The sequence below is a fragment of the Cronobacter sp. JZ38 genome (assembly GCF_008932145.1).
GTDB lineage: Bacteria > Pseudomonadota > Gammaproteobacteria > Enterobacterales > Enterobacteriaceae > Cronobacter > Cronobacter muytjensii.
The window spans coordinates 1,792,576-1,807,678 of record NZ_CP017662.1; the positions used below are offsets into that span (position 1 = coordinate 1,792,576).

16 protein-coding genes and 1 other annotated feature are annotated in these 15,103 nt (G+C 59.8%); of the genes, 4 read left to right on the plus strand and 12 right to left on the minus strand.

The window, feature by feature from the left end; translation table 11 throughout:
• Positions 1–37: 37 nt before the first annotated feature.
• The 9 genes from hisIE to hisL form a co-directional block, all read right to left on the minus strand.
• On the minus strand, positions 38–649 hold the full coding sequence (gene hisIE / locus BJP61_RS08395) for a bifunctional phosphoribosyl-AMP cyclohydrolase/phosphoribosyl-ATP diphosphatase HisIE (protein ID WP_075192415.1): 612 nt from the start codon (positions 647–649) through the stop codon (positions 38–40).
• Positions 643–1,419, minus strand: coding sequence for an imidazole glycerol phosphate synthase subunit HisF (hisF, locus tag BJP61_RS08400; protein WP_038862016.1), 777 nt, complete (start codon positions 1,417–1,419; stop codon positions 643–645). Before hisF ends, hisIE begins: the two co-directional genes overlap by 7 nt.
• On the minus strand, positions 1,401–2,138 hold the full coding sequence (gene hisA, locus BJP61_RS08405; RefSeq protein WP_038862019.1) for a 1-(5-phosphoribosyl)-5-[(5-phosphoribosylamino)methylideneamino]imidazole-4-carboxamide isomerase: 738 nt from the start codon (positions 2,136–2,138) through the stop codon (positions 1,401–1,403). The genes hisF and hisA overlap by 19 nt, the downstream gene beginning before the upstream one ends.
• The gene (gene hisH, locus BJP61_RS08410) at positions 2,139–2,729 is read right to left on the minus strand and encodes an imidazole glycerol phosphate synthase subunit HisH (protein WP_038862021.1); all 591 of its coding nucleotides are present in this window, start codon (positions 2,727–2,729) and stop codon (positions 2,139–2,141) included. It lies immediately after the preceding gene.
• On the minus strand, positions 2,729–3,796 hold the full coding sequence (gene hisB, locus BJP61_RS08415) for a bifunctional histidinol-phosphatase/imidazoleglycerol-phosphate dehydratase HisB (protein ID WP_171998140.1): 1,068 nt from the start codon (positions 3,794–3,796) through the stop codon (positions 2,729–2,731). The genes hisH and hisB overlap by 1 nt, the downstream gene beginning before the upstream one ends.
• Positions 3,793–4,875, minus strand: a complete 1,083-nt coding sequence (gene hisC / locus BJP61_RS08420; RefSeq protein ID WP_171998141.1) for a histidinol-phosphate transaminase — start codon at positions 4,873–4,875, stop codon at positions 3,793–3,795. Before hisC ends, hisB begins: the two co-directional genes overlap by 4 nt.
• Entirely contained in the window at positions 4,872–6,176 is a 1,305-nt protein-coding gene (hisD, locus tag BJP61_RS08425; RefSeq protein WP_161580676.1) for a histidinol dehydrogenase, read from the minus strand. The genes hisC and hisD overlap by 4 nt, the downstream gene beginning before the upstream one ends.
• 5 nt (positions 6,177–6,181) lie before the next feature.
• Positions 6,182–7,081: an ATP phosphoribosyltransferase gene (gene hisG, locus BJP61_RS08430; RefSeq protein ID WP_004385872.1), complete on the minus strand. Its 900-nt coding sequence runs from the start codon at positions 7,079–7,081 to the stop codon at positions 6,182–6,184.
• A 48-nt stretch (positions 7,082–7,129) separates the two neighbouring features.
• Positions 7,130–7,252, minus strand: a sequence feature (His leader region).
• On the minus strand, positions 7,228–7,278 hold the full coding sequence (hisL, locus tag BJP61_RS08435; RefSeq protein WP_071601073.1) for a his operon leader peptide: 51 nt from the start codon (positions 7,276–7,278) through the stop codon (positions 7,228–7,230). (Overlaps the previous feature by 25 nt.)
• Positions 7,279–7,455: 177 nt before the next feature.
• Here hisL and BJP61_RS08440 point away from each other — a divergent pair, with 177 nt between their 5' ends.
• The gene (locus BJP61_RS08440) at positions 7,456–8,280 is read left to right on the plus strand and encodes an SDR family oxidoreductase (protein ID WP_171998142.1); all 825 of its coding nucleotides are present in this window, start codon (positions 7,456–7,458) and stop codon (positions 8,278–8,280) included.
• On the opposite strand, the gene BJP61_RS08445 is transcribed toward BJP61_RS08440, so the two are convergent.
• Positions 8,264–9,043 (minus strand): gamma-glutamyl-gamma-aminobutyrate hydrolase family protein, encoded by a 780-nt coding sequence (locus tag BJP61_RS08445; RefSeq protein WP_171998143.1) that lies wholly within the window; start codon positions 9,041–9,043, stop codon positions 8,264–8,266. The two genes, BJP61_RS08440 and BJP61_RS08445, sit on opposite strands and share 17 nt — an antisense overlap.
• 259 nt (positions 9,044–9,302) lie before the next feature.
• On the opposite strand from BJP61_RS08445, the gene gabT reads away from it, so the two are divergent.
• From gabT to BJP61_RS08460, 3 genes are all read left to right on the plus strand, one after another.
• Positions 9,303–10,598, plus strand: a complete 1,296-nt coding sequence (gabT, locus tag BJP61_RS08450; protein WP_161580675.1) for a 4-aminobutyrate--2-oxoglutarate transaminase — start codon at positions 9,303–9,305, stop codon at positions 10,596–10,598.
• Positions 10,599–10,736: 138 nt separating this feature from the next.
• Positions 10,737–10,799, plus strand: coding sequence for a membrane protein YoeI (gene yoeI / locus BJP61_RS08455; RefSeq protein ID WP_129232645.1), 63 nt, complete (start codon positions 10,737–10,739; stop codon positions 10,797–10,799).
• Positions 10,789–12,150 carry an APC family permease gene (locus BJP61_RS08460; RefSeq protein ID WP_038862037.1) on the plus strand — a complete coding sequence of 454 codons (1,362 nt, stop codon included), beginning with the start codon at positions 10,789–10,791 and terminating at the stop codon, positions 12,148–12,150. Before yoeI ends, BJP61_RS08460 begins: the two co-directional genes overlap by 11 nt.
• 254 nt (positions 12,151–12,404) lie before the next feature.
• On the opposite strand, the gene sbcB is transcribed toward BJP61_RS08460, so the two are convergent.
• Together sbcB and BJP61_RS08470 are read right to left on the minus strand one after the other, a co-directional pair.
• Positions 12,405–13,832 carry an exodeoxyribonuclease I gene (gene sbcB, locus BJP61_RS08465; RefSeq protein WP_171998144.1) on the minus strand — a complete coding sequence of 476 codons (1,428 nt, stop codon included), beginning with the start codon at positions 13,830–13,832 and terminating at the stop codon, positions 12,405–12,407.
• A 77-nt stretch (positions 13,833–13,909) separates the two neighbouring features.
• Positions 13,910–15,061, minus strand: a complete 1,152-nt coding sequence (locus BJP61_RS08470; protein ID WP_038862039.1) for an acyltransferase — start codon at positions 15,059–15,061, stop codon at positions 13,910–13,912.
• Positions 15,062–15,103: the final 42 nt, after the last annotated feature.

Below are 15,103 nucleotides of genomic sequence, written 5' to 3' on the forward strand. Positions count from 1 at the left end.
CATCACGCGGCCTTTTTTATTGCATGTTAACCGGGGCTTATTTATGCCTCCCTCGCAGGTTTTCAATCACCGCGCTTAAATCGAGCTCCTGATCCTGTAGCAGTACCAGCAGGTGATAAACCAGGTCAGATGCTTCATTCACCAGCTCGTCACGATCGCGAACGGTGGCGGCAAGCGCCGTTTCCACGCCTTCTTCACCGACTTTCTGCGCGATGCGCTTGGTGCCGCTGGCGTAGAGCTTCGCGGTGTAAGAGCTGTCCGGCGAGGCGGTTTTCCGCGCGGCCAGCAGCTCTTCGAGCTGGTACAGAAAATGCCACTGGTGGTGCGCGTCGCCAAAGCAACTGGAAGTGCCGAGATGGCAGGTCGGGCCAATCGGGTTTGCCAGCACCAGCAGCGTATCGTTATCACAGTCCGGCGTGATGCTGACAACATTGAGAAAATGGCCGGACGTCTCGCCTTTGGTCCACAGGCGTCCTTTAGTACGTGAGAAAAACGTCACTTTGCCGCGCTGCTCGGTTTCGCGCAGCGCGTCTTCATTCATATATCCCAGCATCAACACTTCGCCGGAAACCGCATGTTGCACCACGACTGGCAGCAGTCCGTCCGTTTTCGCCCAGTCCAGTTGGGCCCGCTGTTGTTCTGTTAACACACCCGTATCTCCACGCCTTGCTGAGCCAGAAACGTTTTCAGCTCGCCAATATTAATAATCTGTTTGTGGAACACCGACGCGGCCAGCGCGCCGTCGACGTTCGCCTCGCGGAACGCCTCAAGGAAATGTTCCATCGTGCCCGCGCCGCCAGAGGCAATGAGCGGCACGCGGCACGCCTCGCGCACTTTTTTGAGCTGCACAAGGTCATAGCCGTTACGCACGCCGTCCTGGTTCATCATATTCAACACGATTTCGCCCGCGCCGCGCTGCTGTACTTCCTTGACCCACTCCAGCGTTTCCCACTGGGTGACGCGGGTGCGGCTCTCATCGCCGGTGTACTGGTTGACGTGATATTTGCCGGTCTGCTCGTCAAACCACGTATCGATGCCGACCACGATGCACTGCACGCCGAAGCGATCCGCAAGACGGGTGATAAGCGTCGGGTCCGCCAGCGCCGGGGAGTTGACGGAAATTTTGTCCGCACCGAAAGAGAGGATTTGCGCCGCGTCGTCCAGCGTTTTAATGCCGCCCGCCACGCAGAAGGGGATATCGATAACTTCCGCGACGCGGGTCACCCAGCTTTTATCAACCACACGACCGTCGCTGGAGGCGGTGATATCGTAGAACACCAGCTCATCGGCGCCTTCTTCGGCATAGCGTTTCGCGAGCGGCACGATGTCGCCAATGATTTCGTGATTGCGAAACTGTACCCCTTTGACAACCTGCCCGTCGCGCACGTCAAGACAGGGAATTATCCGTTTTGCCAGCATTGGATCGCCTCCGTTACGTTAAATTTGCCTTCCAGCAGCGCGCGGCCAACGATCACGCCGCCCACACCGCTGCCGCGCAGCGCGCGGATATCCGAAAGCTCGCCGATGCCGCCGGAGGACTGAAACGCCACCTGCGGGTAACGCGCGCAGACTTCTTCATACAGCGCCACGTTTGAACCGGACAGCGTGCCGTCGCGAGAGATATCCGTGCACAGCACATGTTTAAGGCCGAACGGCAGATAGCTCTCCACCAGCGTTTCCAGCGACACGCCGGAGTTCTCCTGCCAGCCGCTGACGGCGACCTGCTTGCTGCCCGTCTCGTCGATGCGCACATCAAGCGCCAGCACCAGCGCGTCGGCGCCGAAACGCGCAAACCAGCGCTGCACCTCTTGCGGGGTTTTCACCGCCGTTGAGCCAACCACCACCCGCGCCGCACCGGCTTCCAGCAGCGCCGCCACGTCCTCTTCGCGACGCACGCCGCCGCCAACCTGAACGGGCACGTTCACGCCTGCCACCAGCTTTTGAATCAGCGGGATCTGGCGCTTCGCCGGATCTTTCGCGCCGGTCAAATCCACCAGGTGCAGCAGCTGCGCGCCCTGCGCTTCATACTCCTGCAGGCGCGGCAGCGGATCGCGGCCATAATCGCGCTGCTTACCGTAATCGCCCTGATGCAGGCGCACCACATTACCGTCAATCAAATCCAGAGCGGGAATAATCATTTACATCTCCAGGAAGTTTTTCAGCAGCTGCGCGCCCGCAGCTCCCGAACGCTCCGGGTGGAACTGCACCCCCCAGAAGTTATCTTTCTGCACCGCGGCGGTAAATGCCTCGCCGTAGTGGCACTGCGCAATCGTATTCTCGTTTACCGGCATGGCGTAGCTGTGCACGAAGTAGAACCAGGCGCCGTCGTCAATGCCGCGAAACAGCCGGTCGCCCGCTTTGGCAGAGACGCGGTTCCAGCCCATGTGCGGCAGCGGCAGGCCGTGATCGGTCATTTTCGGCACCGGCTGGTCGATAATGCCCAGCAGGTCGACGCCGTTACTCTCTTCGCTGCGGCTGCCGAGCAGTTGCATACCAAGGCAGATCCCCAGAACCGGCTGAGTGCAGGCTTTAATTAAATCCACCAGATCGCGCTCGATTATCTGGTTCATCGCCGCCTCGGCGGTGCCGACGCCTGGCAGAAACAGCTTATCGGCGCGCAGCACCAGATCCGGGTCGCGGCTTACCACGGGCTCATAGCCGTGGCGGCGCACCGCGGACTGCACCGAATGCAGGTTCGCGCAGCCGGTATCCAGAATCACCACGTTCATCACAGCACTCCTTTCGATGAGGGCAGGGTATCGCCTTCGACGCGGATCGCCTGACGCAGGGTGCGGCCAAAGGCTTTAAACAGGCTCTCCACGCGGTGGTGGTCGTTTTTGCCTTTGGTTTTCAGGTGCAGCGTGACGGCCATGGTGTACGAGAGCGAGCGGAAGAAGTGCTCGACCATCTCGGTACTGAGATCGCCCACGCGCTGGTAGGTGAACTCGGCTTTATATTCGAGGTGCGGGCGGCCGGAAATATCGAGCGCGCAGCGCGCCAGACATTCGTCCATCGGCAGGACGAAGCCGAAACGGTTAATGCCGCGCTTGTCGCCGAGCGCGAGCTTCAGGGCTTCGCCCAGCGCCAGGCCGGTATCTTCGACGGTATGGTGATCGTCGATATAGAGATCGCCCTTTACCGTGATTTCCATACGAAAGCCGCCGTGGGTGGCGATTTGGTCAAGCATATGATCAAAGAAGCCGACGCCGGTGTTGATTTTGCTGCCGCCTTCGCGATCCAGCCAGACCTTAACGTCAATCTGGGTTTCACGCGTGTTGCGCTCAACGTGCGCGTAGCGGTCGCGGCGCGTCAGGCGCTCGGCGATGGCCGGCCAGTTCAGGTCGGCGCGGCTGTAGCGCAGTCCGGTAATGCCCATGTTATCGGCAAGCTCCACATCGGTGGCGCGGTCGCCAATCACATAGCTGTTCGCCGCATCCATCACGCCCGGCGCCAGATAACGCTCCACCAGCTTCACTTTCGGCTTGCGGCACTCGCAGTTGTCCGTCGGGAAGTGCGGACAGATCAGCACGTCTTCAAACAGCACGCCCTGAGAGGTGAAAATCTGCATCATCAGATTATGCGGGCCGTCGAAATCCGCCTGCGGCAGGCTGTCGGTGCCAAGGCCGTCCTGATTGGTGATCATGACCAGCTTAAAGCCCGCTTTTTGCAGTTGCAGCAGCACCGGGATCGCGTCCGGCTCAATGGCGAGCTTGTCAAAGCGGTCCACCTGGAAATCTTCCGGCGGCTCGGCAATCAGGGTGCCGTCGCGGTCAATAAAGAGATACTTCTGGCTCATACTCGCTCCGTGGCCGCAAGGCCGGGTTGGTCACGCAGGGCGTCAATCACGCGCTGGCACTCTTCACGGGTGCCGACGGTAATGCGCAGGCACCCGCTGAGTGTCGGTTGTCTGTTCTGGTCTCGTAAGATAATGCCCTGATCCCACAGCGATTTAAATACCGCGCTGGAGGCCGTGATGCGCGCCAGCACATAGTTGGTTTCGCTGTCGAAAATCGCCTCGACACACGGGGTCTCGCGCAGGCCAGCAATCAGGAACTGGCGGTTAACCAGCACCTGCGCCACGCGTTCGCGCATCGCGGCGATGCCCTGCGGGCTCAGGGCCTGGGCGGCGATATCCGCCACCGGCGTGGAGAGCGGGTAGGGCGCAATCACTTTCAGCAGCAGGCTGATGACTTCTTCACTGGCGAGCGTAAAGCCGCAGCGCAGCCCGGCGAGCGCGAAGGCTTTGGAAAGCGTGCGCAGCACGACCAGATGCGGGTATTCGCCAAGCCAGCCGGCGAGCGTCGCCTGCGGGCAAAACTCAATATAAGCCTCATCCGCCACTACGATAGCGTTGTCGCGCGTCATCTCCAGCAGCACGCGCAGATCCTGCGCCTTGATCAACTGTCCGGTCGGGTTATTGGGGCTACAGACGAAAATCACTTTTACGCCGTCGAGCTGTTCAGCGATAGCCGGGAGGTCGAGCTGCCAGCCGTCGATGGCCTGCACGGTGCGACACTCAACGCCCATGGTTTCGGCGCTGACGCTATACATGCCGTAGGTCGGCGGACAGTAGAGCACCGCGTCGCGGCCTGGCTCGCAGAACGCGCGGATCAACAGTTCAATGCCTTCATCCGCGCCGCGGCTGACCAGCACCTGCTCCGGTTTGACGCCTGCGTACTGCGCGTAACGCTCAATAACCTGCTTCGGCTGACACTCCGGGTAGCGGTTGAGCGTCTGCGCGGTGAGCTGAAATTCCACCGCCTGCGGGTATTCATTGGCGTTCAGCCAGACATCGCCATTGCCGCCGAGACGGCGCGCAGACTGATAGGGCGTCAGATTGCGCACGTTCTCGCGCGCCAGTTCTTCAATGCTCATGCTTGCTCCTTCAGGGCGGCCACGCGCAGCGTCACGGCGTTTTTGTGGGCGGTAAGCTGTTCTGCCGCCGCCAGGGTTTCGATGGTGCCGGCGAGTGCGGAAAACCCGGCGGGCGTCAGCTCCTGGATAGTCATGCGCTTCTGGAAATCCGCCAGCCCGAGGCTTGAACAGGTGGCGGTGTAACCATACGTCGGCAACACATGGTTGGTGCCGGAGGCGTAATCGCCTGCGGATTCCGGCGACCAGTCGCCTAAAAATACTGAACCGGCGCTGGTGATGTCGTCCACCAGTTCACGCGCATTACGGGTCTGAATAATCAGGTGCTCCGGGCCATACTGGTTAGAGATAGCGACACACTGCGCGAGGTCGCGCGCCACAATGAGGCGGCTTGCCGCGAGCGCCTGACGCGCGGTGTCGGCGCGCGGCAGCGCCTCCAGCTGGCGGGCGGTGGCGTCGGCGACCGCCTGCGCCATCGCGGCGTCCGGCGTGAGTAAAATCACCTGCGAATCCGGCCCGTGCTCGGCCTGCGAAAGCAGATCGGAGGCGACGAAATCCGGCGTCGCGCCGCTGTCGGCAATCACCAGCACCTCGGAAGGCCCGGCGGGCATATCAATCGCCGCGCCGTCAAGACGCTGGCTCACCTGGCGTTTGGCTTCCGTCACAAAGGCATTGCCCGGCCCGAAAATTTTGGCCACTTTCGGCACGCTTTCGGTGCCAAAGGCGAGGGCGGCAATCGCCTGCGCGCCGCCGGCCTGAAACACTTCCTGCACGCCGCAGAGCTTCGCGGCATAGAGAATTTCATCGGCGATGGGCGGGGGCGAGCAGAGTACGACGCGTTGACAGCCCGCGATGCGCGCAGGCGTCGCCAGCATCAGGACGGTGGAGAAAAGCGGCGCGGAGCCGCCAGGTATATAAAGGCCGACCGACGCCACGGGGCGCGTCACCTGCTGGCAGCGCACGCCGGGCAGGGTTTCCACATCAACCGTCGCGAGCTGCTGGGCGCGGTGAAATTTTTCAATATTCGCCACCGCGACCGCCATCGCCTGTTTTACGTTGTCGTCAAGGCGCGCGGCGGCGGCGTCAATCTCTTGCGCGCTCACCTGCAATGCGGTGACGTCGGTCTTATCAAACTTCGCGCTGTATTCACGCAGCGCCGCGTCGCCCCGGGCTTTGACGTTATCTAAAATATCGGCCACGGTGCGGGTAATGCTCTCTGAAGCTGAAATAGCCGGACGCATCAGCAGCTCGCGCTGCTGTGCGGCGCTACAGGTGTTCCAGTCGATGATCGTGTTGAACGTCATGGCGATTACTCCATCATCTTCTCAATCGGCAGTACCAGAATGGAGCTTGCGCCCAGCGCCTTGAGCTTCTCCATGGTTTCCCAGAACAGGGTTTCGCTACTCACCATATGCATCGCCACGCGCTGCTGATCGCCTGCCAGCGGCAGAATGGTCGGGCGTTCTGCGCCCGGCAGCAGGGCGATCACTTCATCAAGACGCTCGGTTGGCGCGTGCAGCATGATGTATTTCGATTCGCGCGCCTGGATAACGCCCTGAATTCGGGTCAGCAGTTTGTCGATAAGCTGCTGCTTCACGGCAGGCATCTCGCCGTCGCGCTGGATAAGACAGGCTTTGGAGCGGTAAATCACCTCTACTTCGCGCAGGCCGTTGGCCTCAAGGGTCGCGCCGGTGGAGACTAAATCGCAGATGGCGTCGGCAAGCCCGGCGCGCGGGGCGACCTCCACCGAGCCGTTCAGCAGGCAGGATTTAAACTGTACGCCTTTCTGGTCGAGATAACGCTTGAGCAGGTGCGGGTAAGACGTGGCGATACGTTTGTTATTCAGGCTTTCCGGGCCTTCCCAGACATCGTCCACCGGCGTGGCGAGCGAGAGACGGCAACCGCCGAAGTCGAGACGACGCAGCGTGTAGTAACGCGGGTCGTCGCCCTGCGCGCGGCGGGTGAGCAGCTCTTCTTCCAGCACGTTTTCGCCGATGATGCCGAGATCGACCACGCCATCCATCACCAGGCCCGGAATATCGTCATCGCGCACGCGCAGGATATCGATCGGCATATTCTCCGCCAGCGCAATCAGACGCTGGGTGTGGAGATTAATTTTTATGCCGCAACGGGCCAGCAGTTCGCGTGAATCATCGCTTAAACGGCCTGATTTCTGAATAGCTATGCGTAAACGGTTGTTGTCTGTCATCTCGCCTTATCCTTGTTTTCTCGTGAAATTCGCCTGCAAACGCCCAATAAAAAAAGCCCCCGGAAGTGTGATCTTCCGGGGGCTCTCTTAGCGTTCATGCACCACTGGAAGATCCGATCGTCTTCCAGCACACATCGCCTGAAAGACTAATCAGGATGATGGTGATGGTGATGGTTGTTAAACTGAACGCGTGTCATAAAATTCTCTTGATGAATGCTTATTCAAACCTGTCTTAACCGTAAACCATACCGGGCAGAGAAGGCAAGGGCTTTTTTTCATCATTAAAACCTTTCATATTCATTACATGAATTGTCAGCCTGCGGCGGCTGGCGTAGCCTGAAAAGACGCAGGCGTAAACGGAGCAGGAGAACGAGATGAAAAAGGTCGCGATTGTCGGATTAGGATGGCTGGGGATGCCGCTGGCGCTCGCGCTTAACGCCCGTGGCTGGCAGGTCGCTGGCAGTAAAACCACCGCCGACGGCGTGGAGGCCGCGCGTATGTGCGGCATCGAAAGCTATCAGCTTGAGCTGCTGCCGGAAATGGCGTGCGACAGCGACGATCTGGAGGCGCTCTTTAACGCCGACGCGCTGGTGGTAACGCTGCCCGCGCGGCGAACCGGCGGCAACGGCGAATACTATTTACAGGCAGTGCAGCAGGTGGTCGACAGCGCGCTGGCGCACCAGATCCCGCGTATTATTTTTACCAGCTCTACCTCGGTCTACGGCGAAGCGGACGGCCTGTGCAAAGAGACATCGCCGCTCAATCCGGTAACCGAAAGCGGGCGCGTGTTAAAAGAGCTGGAGCAGTGGCTGCACCATCTGCCGGGCACGTCGGTCGATATTCTGCGCCTCGCCGGGCTCGTAGGGCCGGGGCGCCATCCGGGGCGTTTCTTTGCCGGTAAAAGCGCGCCAAACGGCGGACATGGCGTCAATCTCGTACATCTTGAGGACGTGATCGGCGCCATTAGCCTCCTGTTGCAGGCGCCGAAGGGCGGCCATATTTATAATCTGTGCGCCCCGCAGCACCCGGCACGCGCCGAGTTTTACCCGGTAATGGCGCGCCAGCTTGGCCTGGAGCCGCCACGCTTTAGCGACAGCCCTGTGGGCAGCAAAGGCAAACTCATCGACGGCAACCGGATCTGCCACGAACTGGGGTTCGAGTATCTCTACCCGGACCCGCTGGTTATGCCAATGGCGTAAGCGCCTGATGGTCGGCCTGCCAGACACGGCAGGCCGCCACAAAGGCGTCGAAGATCTGTTTCGAGAGCGGTTCATCGTGCAGCGCGCCCCATTCCGGGTGCCACTGTACGCCGAAGGCGAAGGGGTGATCCGGAATGCTTATCGCCTCAATCAGCCCGTCGTCGGCGCGCGCTTCGATAAACACGCCAGGCCCGACCTCGCGTATCCCCTGCTGGTGCAGCGTATTCACGCGAACGGGCTCCCCTGGCGTTACCCAACTGTCGAGCCAGCCGCCGGGCGTAATCTCAAGCCCGTGGACGGGCGCGAATTTCTCCTCCGGGCTGCCGCTCGGGTTTACTTCATGTTCCCGTAGCCCTTCAACGTTATGCAGCTGTCGCCAGAGCTTGCCGCCGGTGGCGACCACCATTTCATGCACGCCGCGGCATGAGCCGAGCAGCGGCAGGCCGGTGTTAAGCGCATGGCGCACGAGCATCAGCGCGAGCTTGTCGCGCCCCGGATCGTTACTGCTCTCCTGCGCCTCTTCGCCGTAGTGGTGCGGCTCGATATTGCACGGGCTGCCGGGGAGAAAAAGGCCGCTCAGCGATTTTAACGCCGCCGCCAGAGAGAGCGGATCGTCCGCCAGATGATGAGGAAGCGGCACCGCTACGGCACCTGCGTGGTACAGCGGGGCCAGATAGAGATTTTCCACCGTCAGGATCAACTGTCCTTCCTGATTACTTTGACACATCAATACGCCAATCAATGGCGGTGTGGTTACGCCCATGGTGCTTCGCCTGTTTTGCCGGGATACAGATCCTGTAGTTAAGCATTCGCAGCGGGTCAACTTTCCGTGCGGGCGCTCTGGCGGAACCTTCGCCTTGAGCTATGGTTTGATAACGGGCGTTATTTGAGCGGTTTTCGCCACGTCCTCATGATGCAAAACCGCCCGACAGGCGCTTTTCAGCGCGCCCCATAACATACCAATGAGAATAGTATGGCCTCCGTCTTTCCGGGCGGAGGCTTTTTGCGCACAGGAGTCAATGATGCAAAGCAATCAGCAGTGGCAGGAGAGGCGTGAGCGCGCGGTGCCGCAGGGCGTGGGCAACGCATTGCCGGTGTATGTGGCGCGGGCGAAAAATGCGGAGATCTGGGATGTCGAGGGGCGGCGCTATATCGATTTCGCCTCGGGGATTGCGGTGCTCAACACCGGGCATAACCACCCGGCGGTCATGGACGCGGTGAAAGCGCAGCTCGATAACTTCACGCATCCCTGTTTTCAGGTGACGCCTTACGGCAATTACGTTGAGCTTGCGGAGCGGCTGAATACGCTTGCGCCCATCAGCGAGCCCTGCCAGACGCTGTTTCTCTCGACCGGCGCCGAGGCGGTGGAAAACGCTATTAAGGTCGCGCGTATCGCGACCGGCCGCTCAGCGGTCATTGCCTTTCGTGGCGCGTTTCATGGCCGCACGCTGCTTGGCATGGCGCTCACCGGCAAAGTGCAGCCGTATAAAAAGGGTTATGGCCCGTTCCCGGCGGGTATCTACCACGCGCCGTATCCGGCGGCCTACCTGGGCGTAAGCGACACCCAGGCGCTGGCGTCGCTCGCCGGGATTTTCGCCGCTGATGTCGCGCCGGACGAAGTCGCTGCCATTATTATCGAGCCGGTACAGGGCGAGGGCGGGTTTTACGCCGCGTCGGCGGAATTCATGCGACAGCTGCGCGCGTTGTGCGATAAGCACGGCATTGTGCTGATTGTCGATGAGATCCAGAGCGGTTTTTGCCGCACCGGCAAAACTTTCGCCATCGAACACGCGGGCGTTGAACCGGATCTCATTACCATGGCGAAAAGCCTGGCGGGCGGTTTTCCGCTCTCGGCGCTGGTGGGCAAAAAGGCGCTGTTCGATAAAGCGCTGCCGGGCGGGCTTGGGGGCACCTACGCCGGTTCGCCGGTCAGCATCGCCGCCGCGCTGGCGGTGACCGATATTATCGCGCGGGAACGACTGAACGAGCGGGCGGTGGCGCAGGGCGAACTGCTGACTGACCGCCTGCGTGAGTTTGCCGAAATTTATGATTTTATCGGCGACGTGCGCGGCGTTGGCGCGATGGTGGCGATGGAGCTGGTGCATGAGCGCGACAGCCAGCGTCCTGACAAAGCGTTAACCCAGCAACTGGTGCAGGAGGCGGGGCGTCAGGGGCTGATTTTACTGACCTGCGGCGTACGGGCGAACGTCATCCGTTTTCTTATCCCGCTCACCGCGGAGAAAGAAATTGTGACAGAAGGTCTCAACATCTTGTCATCGTGCCTTAAAGTGGTGCAAAATACGCGCCCTGCAAAATGAGATGATTAACCGACGTTCAACGCGTCGGTTATTTTTTTGCAGTCAAGAGCATCGTAATTAAATTCAAGAGGCCGGGCTTCGTACCGGATAGATACTTACTTAAAATCCGACAGTTGTTGTCGCTGAGGAATACAGAAAATGGGGCAATTTTTCGCTTATGCGGCGATGTTCACCGTAAAGGAGAATAATCATGTCGCTTAATGCAACTCCAAAAACCTCTCGCGTGGAATTACGTAAAACGCTTACGTTGATTCCGGTTGTCATGATGGGCCTTGCCTATATGCAGCCTATGACGCTGTTCGATACATTCGGTATTGTATCTGGCCTGACGGATGGCCATGTGCCGACCGCCTACGCCTTCGCGCTGGTCGCCATCCTCTTTACCGCGCTGAGCTACGGTAAACTGGTGCGCCGCTTCCCGTCGGCCGGCTCCGCTTATACATACGCTCAGAAAGCGATTAACCCGACCGTGGGCTTCATGGTGGGCTGGTCGTCGCTGCTCGATTACCTGTTCGCGCCGATGATCAACATCCTGCTGGCGAAAATTTACTTTGAAGCGCTGGTGCCGGAGATCCCGTCGTGGATTTTCGTGGTGCTGCTGGTCGCGTTCATGACCGTTTTCAACATGCGTACCCTCAAAGGCGTGGCGAACTTCAACACCATTATCGTGGTGCTGCAGGTTATCCTGATCGCCGTGATTCTGGGCATGGTGATTTACGGCGTGTCTCACGGCGAAGGCGCCGGTACGCTGGCAAGCTCCCGTCCGTTCTGGTCTGAGAATGCGCACGTCATCCCGATGATCACCGGGGCGACCATTCTGTGCTTCTCGTTTACCGGCTTTGACGGCATCAGCAACCTGTCGGAAGAAACCAAAGACGCCGGTCGCGTTATCCCGCGCGCTATCTTCCTGACCGCGCTGATTGGCGGCCTGATCTTTATTTTCTCGACCTATTTTATCCAGCTCTACTTCCCGGATATCTCGCGCTTTAAAGAGCCGGATGCGTCTCAGCCGGAAATCATGCTGTATGTCGCGGGCAAAGCCTTCCAGGTGGGCGCGCTGATTTTCTCCACCATTACCGTGCTGGCTTCCGGTATGGCGGCGCATGCAGGCGTGGCGCGTCTGATGTACGTGATGGGCCGTGACGGCGTGTTCCCGAACCGCTTCTTTGGCTACGTGCATCCGAAATGGCGCACCCCGGCGCTGAACGTGGTGCTGGTTGGCGCGATTGCGCTGATGGCGATTAACTTCGACCTGGTGATGGCGACCGCGCTGATTAACTTCGGTGCGCTGGTGGCGTTCACCTTCGTGAACCTGTCTGTGATTTCGCAGTTCTGGATCCGCGAAGGCCGCAACAAGACGCTGAAAGACCACTTCACCTACCTGCTGCTGCCGGTGTGCGGCGCACTGACCGTCGGCGCGCTGTGGCTGAACCTGGAAGAAAGCTCCATGGTGCTGGGCCTGATCTGGGCGGGTATCGGTGTGGTTTATCTGGCGTGCGTAACCCGCAGCTTCCGTAACCCGGTTCCGCAGTACCGCGAAGACATCGCGTAAGTTGCCCCAAGGCACACGAAAAAAGGCTCCCTCGGGGAGCCTTTTTTGTTGGCGGAGGATTTGGGGCGATGGATTGAGATGTCGATGGGCTGGGGCGGCGGGTGCGCTTCGCTTACCCGCCCTACGAAATGACGGATTTGGATTTGCGGGGAAACACCGGCGGGTGCGCTTCGCTTACCCGCCCTACAATGCAGGCGTGCTTAAAGCAATAAAGTAGGGTTGGTAAGCGAAGCGCACCCACCTGCCACAACGGTTTACCCGACAATCTCCTGCGCGTACTGATACAGCGCTTTTAGCAGCGCCGTTTTTTCTTTATCGCTTTCATACTGGTTGTAGAGCATCTCTAACTCCTGCGCGTAAGCCTGCAAGAATTCCGGCGAAAACACATCACGACGATGGTTAAGCCAGCGTTGCTGTTCCGGCTCGCTGAGCGTGCCGGGAAAATTGCGCGCCCGGTAGTTAAACAACAGCTTCTCGATGCGCTTATCCACGAACGTGATATCCAGCGCCGGGAGGTTTTGCGGCGGTGTCTGCAACACAATGCGCATCGCGGCGCGATCGGCATCGCTGAAAAAGCCGTCGTAGAGCTGCGCATCCACATTGCTGGTGGGCGGGTAGGGGGGCGCCTCGGCAAACAGCGCCACCAGTTTCTCACGCACCTGCGGCGAATCGCGCAGCACCTTCAGATTATTCAGGCAATGCTGACGGTCGATCCCCAGGCGCTCGGCGTCTTCCGGGCGCAGCGTATTGGCCTGCGCCAGCACCGGACACTTATTGAGATGCACCAGCTTCACCGGCACCGCGCTGTCGTCGCCGAGTGCGGCTTTCGGCGTATACAGCCGTTCGCGCAGGGCATCGGCGTCCAGCTCCAGCAGCGGGCTGATATCCCCTGCCAGATCCACCACAATCACCGCATTGCGGTTGTCCGGGTGCCACGAGAGCGGCGCTATCCAGCTCGTATTGCCGCGCCAGGCGCCAAACATGCCGGAGACATGTACCAGCGGCTTTATCTGGACGATATCAATCAGCGTCGCCAGCTTCTGCTTGCTGCGATAGGTGTAGAGATAATCGAACATCCGCGGCTGACGGGTTTTCACCAGCTGCGCCATCGCGATGGTGGCGTGGACATCCGCCATCGCGTCGTGCGCGTTGGCGTGCTCGATACCGTTAGCGACCGTCAGGTGTTCGAGCCGGAAACTCGGCAGGCCGTCACTGTTCTCTGGCCAGACAATCCCTTCCGGGCGCAGCGCATAGCAGGCGCGCATCACATCCAGCAGATCCCAGCGCGAGTTGTCGTGCTGCCAGCTCCACGCGTAAGGGTCGTAAAAGTTGCGGTAGAAAATATTGCGTGTCACTTCGTCGTCGAAGCGCACGTTGTTATAGCCCACCACGCAGGTTTTCGGCACGGTGAACAGCGCATGGATGCGTCTTGCGAACTCGGCTTCGTTCTCGCCGCGCGCGCGGGCGACCTGCGGCGTAATGCCGGTTATCAGCACGGCTTCCGGCTGTGGAAGATAATCGTCGGCAGGTTTGCAGTAGAAGACGTCCGGTTCGCCGAGAACGTTAAAATTCTCATCGGTGCGCAGAGCGGCGAACTGCGCCGGGCGGTCGAGCGAGGGGCTTTTGCCGAAGGTCTCGTAGTCGTGGAACAGAAAAGTCGGTTGCGCGGCAGAATCAGACACCAGGTCACCATCCAGAGTAAGTAAAAAAACAGGGCTATGGTAAACCATAGCCCTCTCAGGAAGAAGTGGCAGCGACCTTAAGGCAATACCTGCTCCGGCTGTACCGGCTTGCGGGTAATCAGACGCTTGCCCAGCGCGATACCCGGCTTCTCGACGCGATGGAACAGCACTGTCGCCAGCCCGTATGTGACAGGCAGGCTGATAGCGGCGGCAATCAACAGGCGCACCGGCGAGGCGTGCTGCGCGAACGCGCTGTGCTCCACCAGCATCCCGATGACCGGGATTACAATCATCAGATGCAGCAGGTAGACGGAGTACGAGACATCCCCCAGATACTGGCTGACGCGGCGCGTCAGGAGCCAGCGCGGCAGGCGCATCGCCTGATGCAACAGCGAGCCTGCCTGCGCCTGCCACAGCAGCGCGCCGAGGCCCGCAATCATCACGCACTGGGCGATAAGACGGTTTGGCGTCACCGCGATATGCATCTGCCAGGCGATGACCGGCGCGAGAAACGCCAGCAGCAGCAACAGGCGACGGCTGTCGCGCACGGCGGCGGCAATCAGCATTCCTGCGACAAACAGCGGCAGCTTAATCAGGATCATCGACGGCATCGGGAACGCCTCGAAATAGCCCGGAAACGCCCAGCGCGCCGCGAAACAGCCCACCATCACCGCAAACGACGCGGCGAAAAAGCCCCAGCGCATCACCAGCAGCATAATGAACGGGAACAGCAGGTAGAACTGCATTTCAAGCCCGATGCTCCAGTCCGGCAGTACCGTGCGGAAGGAGTAATAAGGGATAGCGCCGAAAACAAACGAAATATGCGCGAGGATATTGCCTGCGGACGTATCTGCATAGCGCTGGCTCTCGGTTTGCGTGGACGGCCAGGCCTGTGCGATAACGTCGCGCCATTCGCCAAACGCGGCGCCGAAAATAAGCGCTAACAGCAGCAGGAAATAATAGAGCGGCGCAATCCTGAAAAAGCGCCGCAACCAGAAATTACGCATGGTATGGCTGCTGGTCCAGGGCTCAATGTCCCGACGCTCAAGATAATTCTTCGCCATCAGAAAGCCTGACAGCAAAATAAACAGATCGACACCCATACCCGGATCATATAAGAGAGGAATGCGGCACTGTACCAGCAGGCAAATATGCCCCAGTAATACCCACAACGACGCGAGACCGCGTAATCCCTCCAGCTCCGGCGACCAGCTTTTACCCTGCGCCATACCCTTCTCCTCAGCCTTTAAAAGTCACCAGGCTAAAAAGAG

Excerpts from the sequence above, each read along its gene's own strand:
- hisF (WP_038862016.1), bottom strand. The coding sequence starts at position 1,419 with ATGCTGGCAAAACGGATAATTCCCTGTCTTGACGTGCGCGACGGGCAG.
- hisA (WP_038862019.1), bottom strand. The coding sequence starts at position 2,138 with ATGATTATTCCCGCTCTGGATTTGATTGACGGTAATGTGGTGCGCCTG.
- hisH (WP_038862021.1), bottom strand. The coding sequence starts at position 2,729 with ATGAACGTGGTGATTCTGGATACCGGCTGCGCGAACCTGCATTCGGTG.
- hisB (WP_171998140.1), bottom strand. The coding sequence starts at position 3,796 with ATGAGCCAGAAGTATCTCTTTATTGACCGCGACGGCACCCTGATTGCC.
- hisC (WP_171998141.1), bottom strand. The coding sequence starts at position 4,875 with ATGAGCATTGAAGAACTGGCGCGCGAGAACGTGCGCAATCTGACGCCC.
- hisD (WP_161580676.1), bottom strand. The coding sequence starts at position 6,176 with ATGACGTTCAACACGATCATCGACTGGAACACCTGTAGCGCCGCACAG.
- hisG (WP_004385872.1), bottom strand. The coding sequence starts at position 7,081 with ATGACAGACAACAACCGTTTACGCATAGCTATTCAGAAATCAGGCCGT.
- BJP61_RS08440 (WP_171998142.1), top strand. The coding sequence starts at position 7,456 with ATGAAAAAGGTCGCGATTGTCGGATTAGGATGGCTGGGGATGCCGCTG.
- BJP61_RS08445 (WP_171998143.1), bottom strand. The coding sequence starts at position 9,043 with ATGGGCGTAACCACACCGCCATTGATTGGCGTATTGATGTGTCAAAGT.
- gabT (WP_161580675.1), top strand. The coding sequence starts at position 9,303 with ATGCAAAGCAATCAGCAGTGGCAGGAGAGGCGTGAGCGCGCGGTGCCG.
- BJP61_RS08460 (WP_038862037.1), top strand. The coding sequence starts at position 10,789 with ATGTCGCTTAATGCAACTCCAAAAACCTCTCGCGTGGAATTACGTAAA.
- BJP61_RS08470 (WP_038862039.1), bottom strand. The coding sequence starts at position 15,061 with ATGGCGCAGGGTAAAAGCTGGTCGCCGGAGCTGGAGGGATTACGCGGT.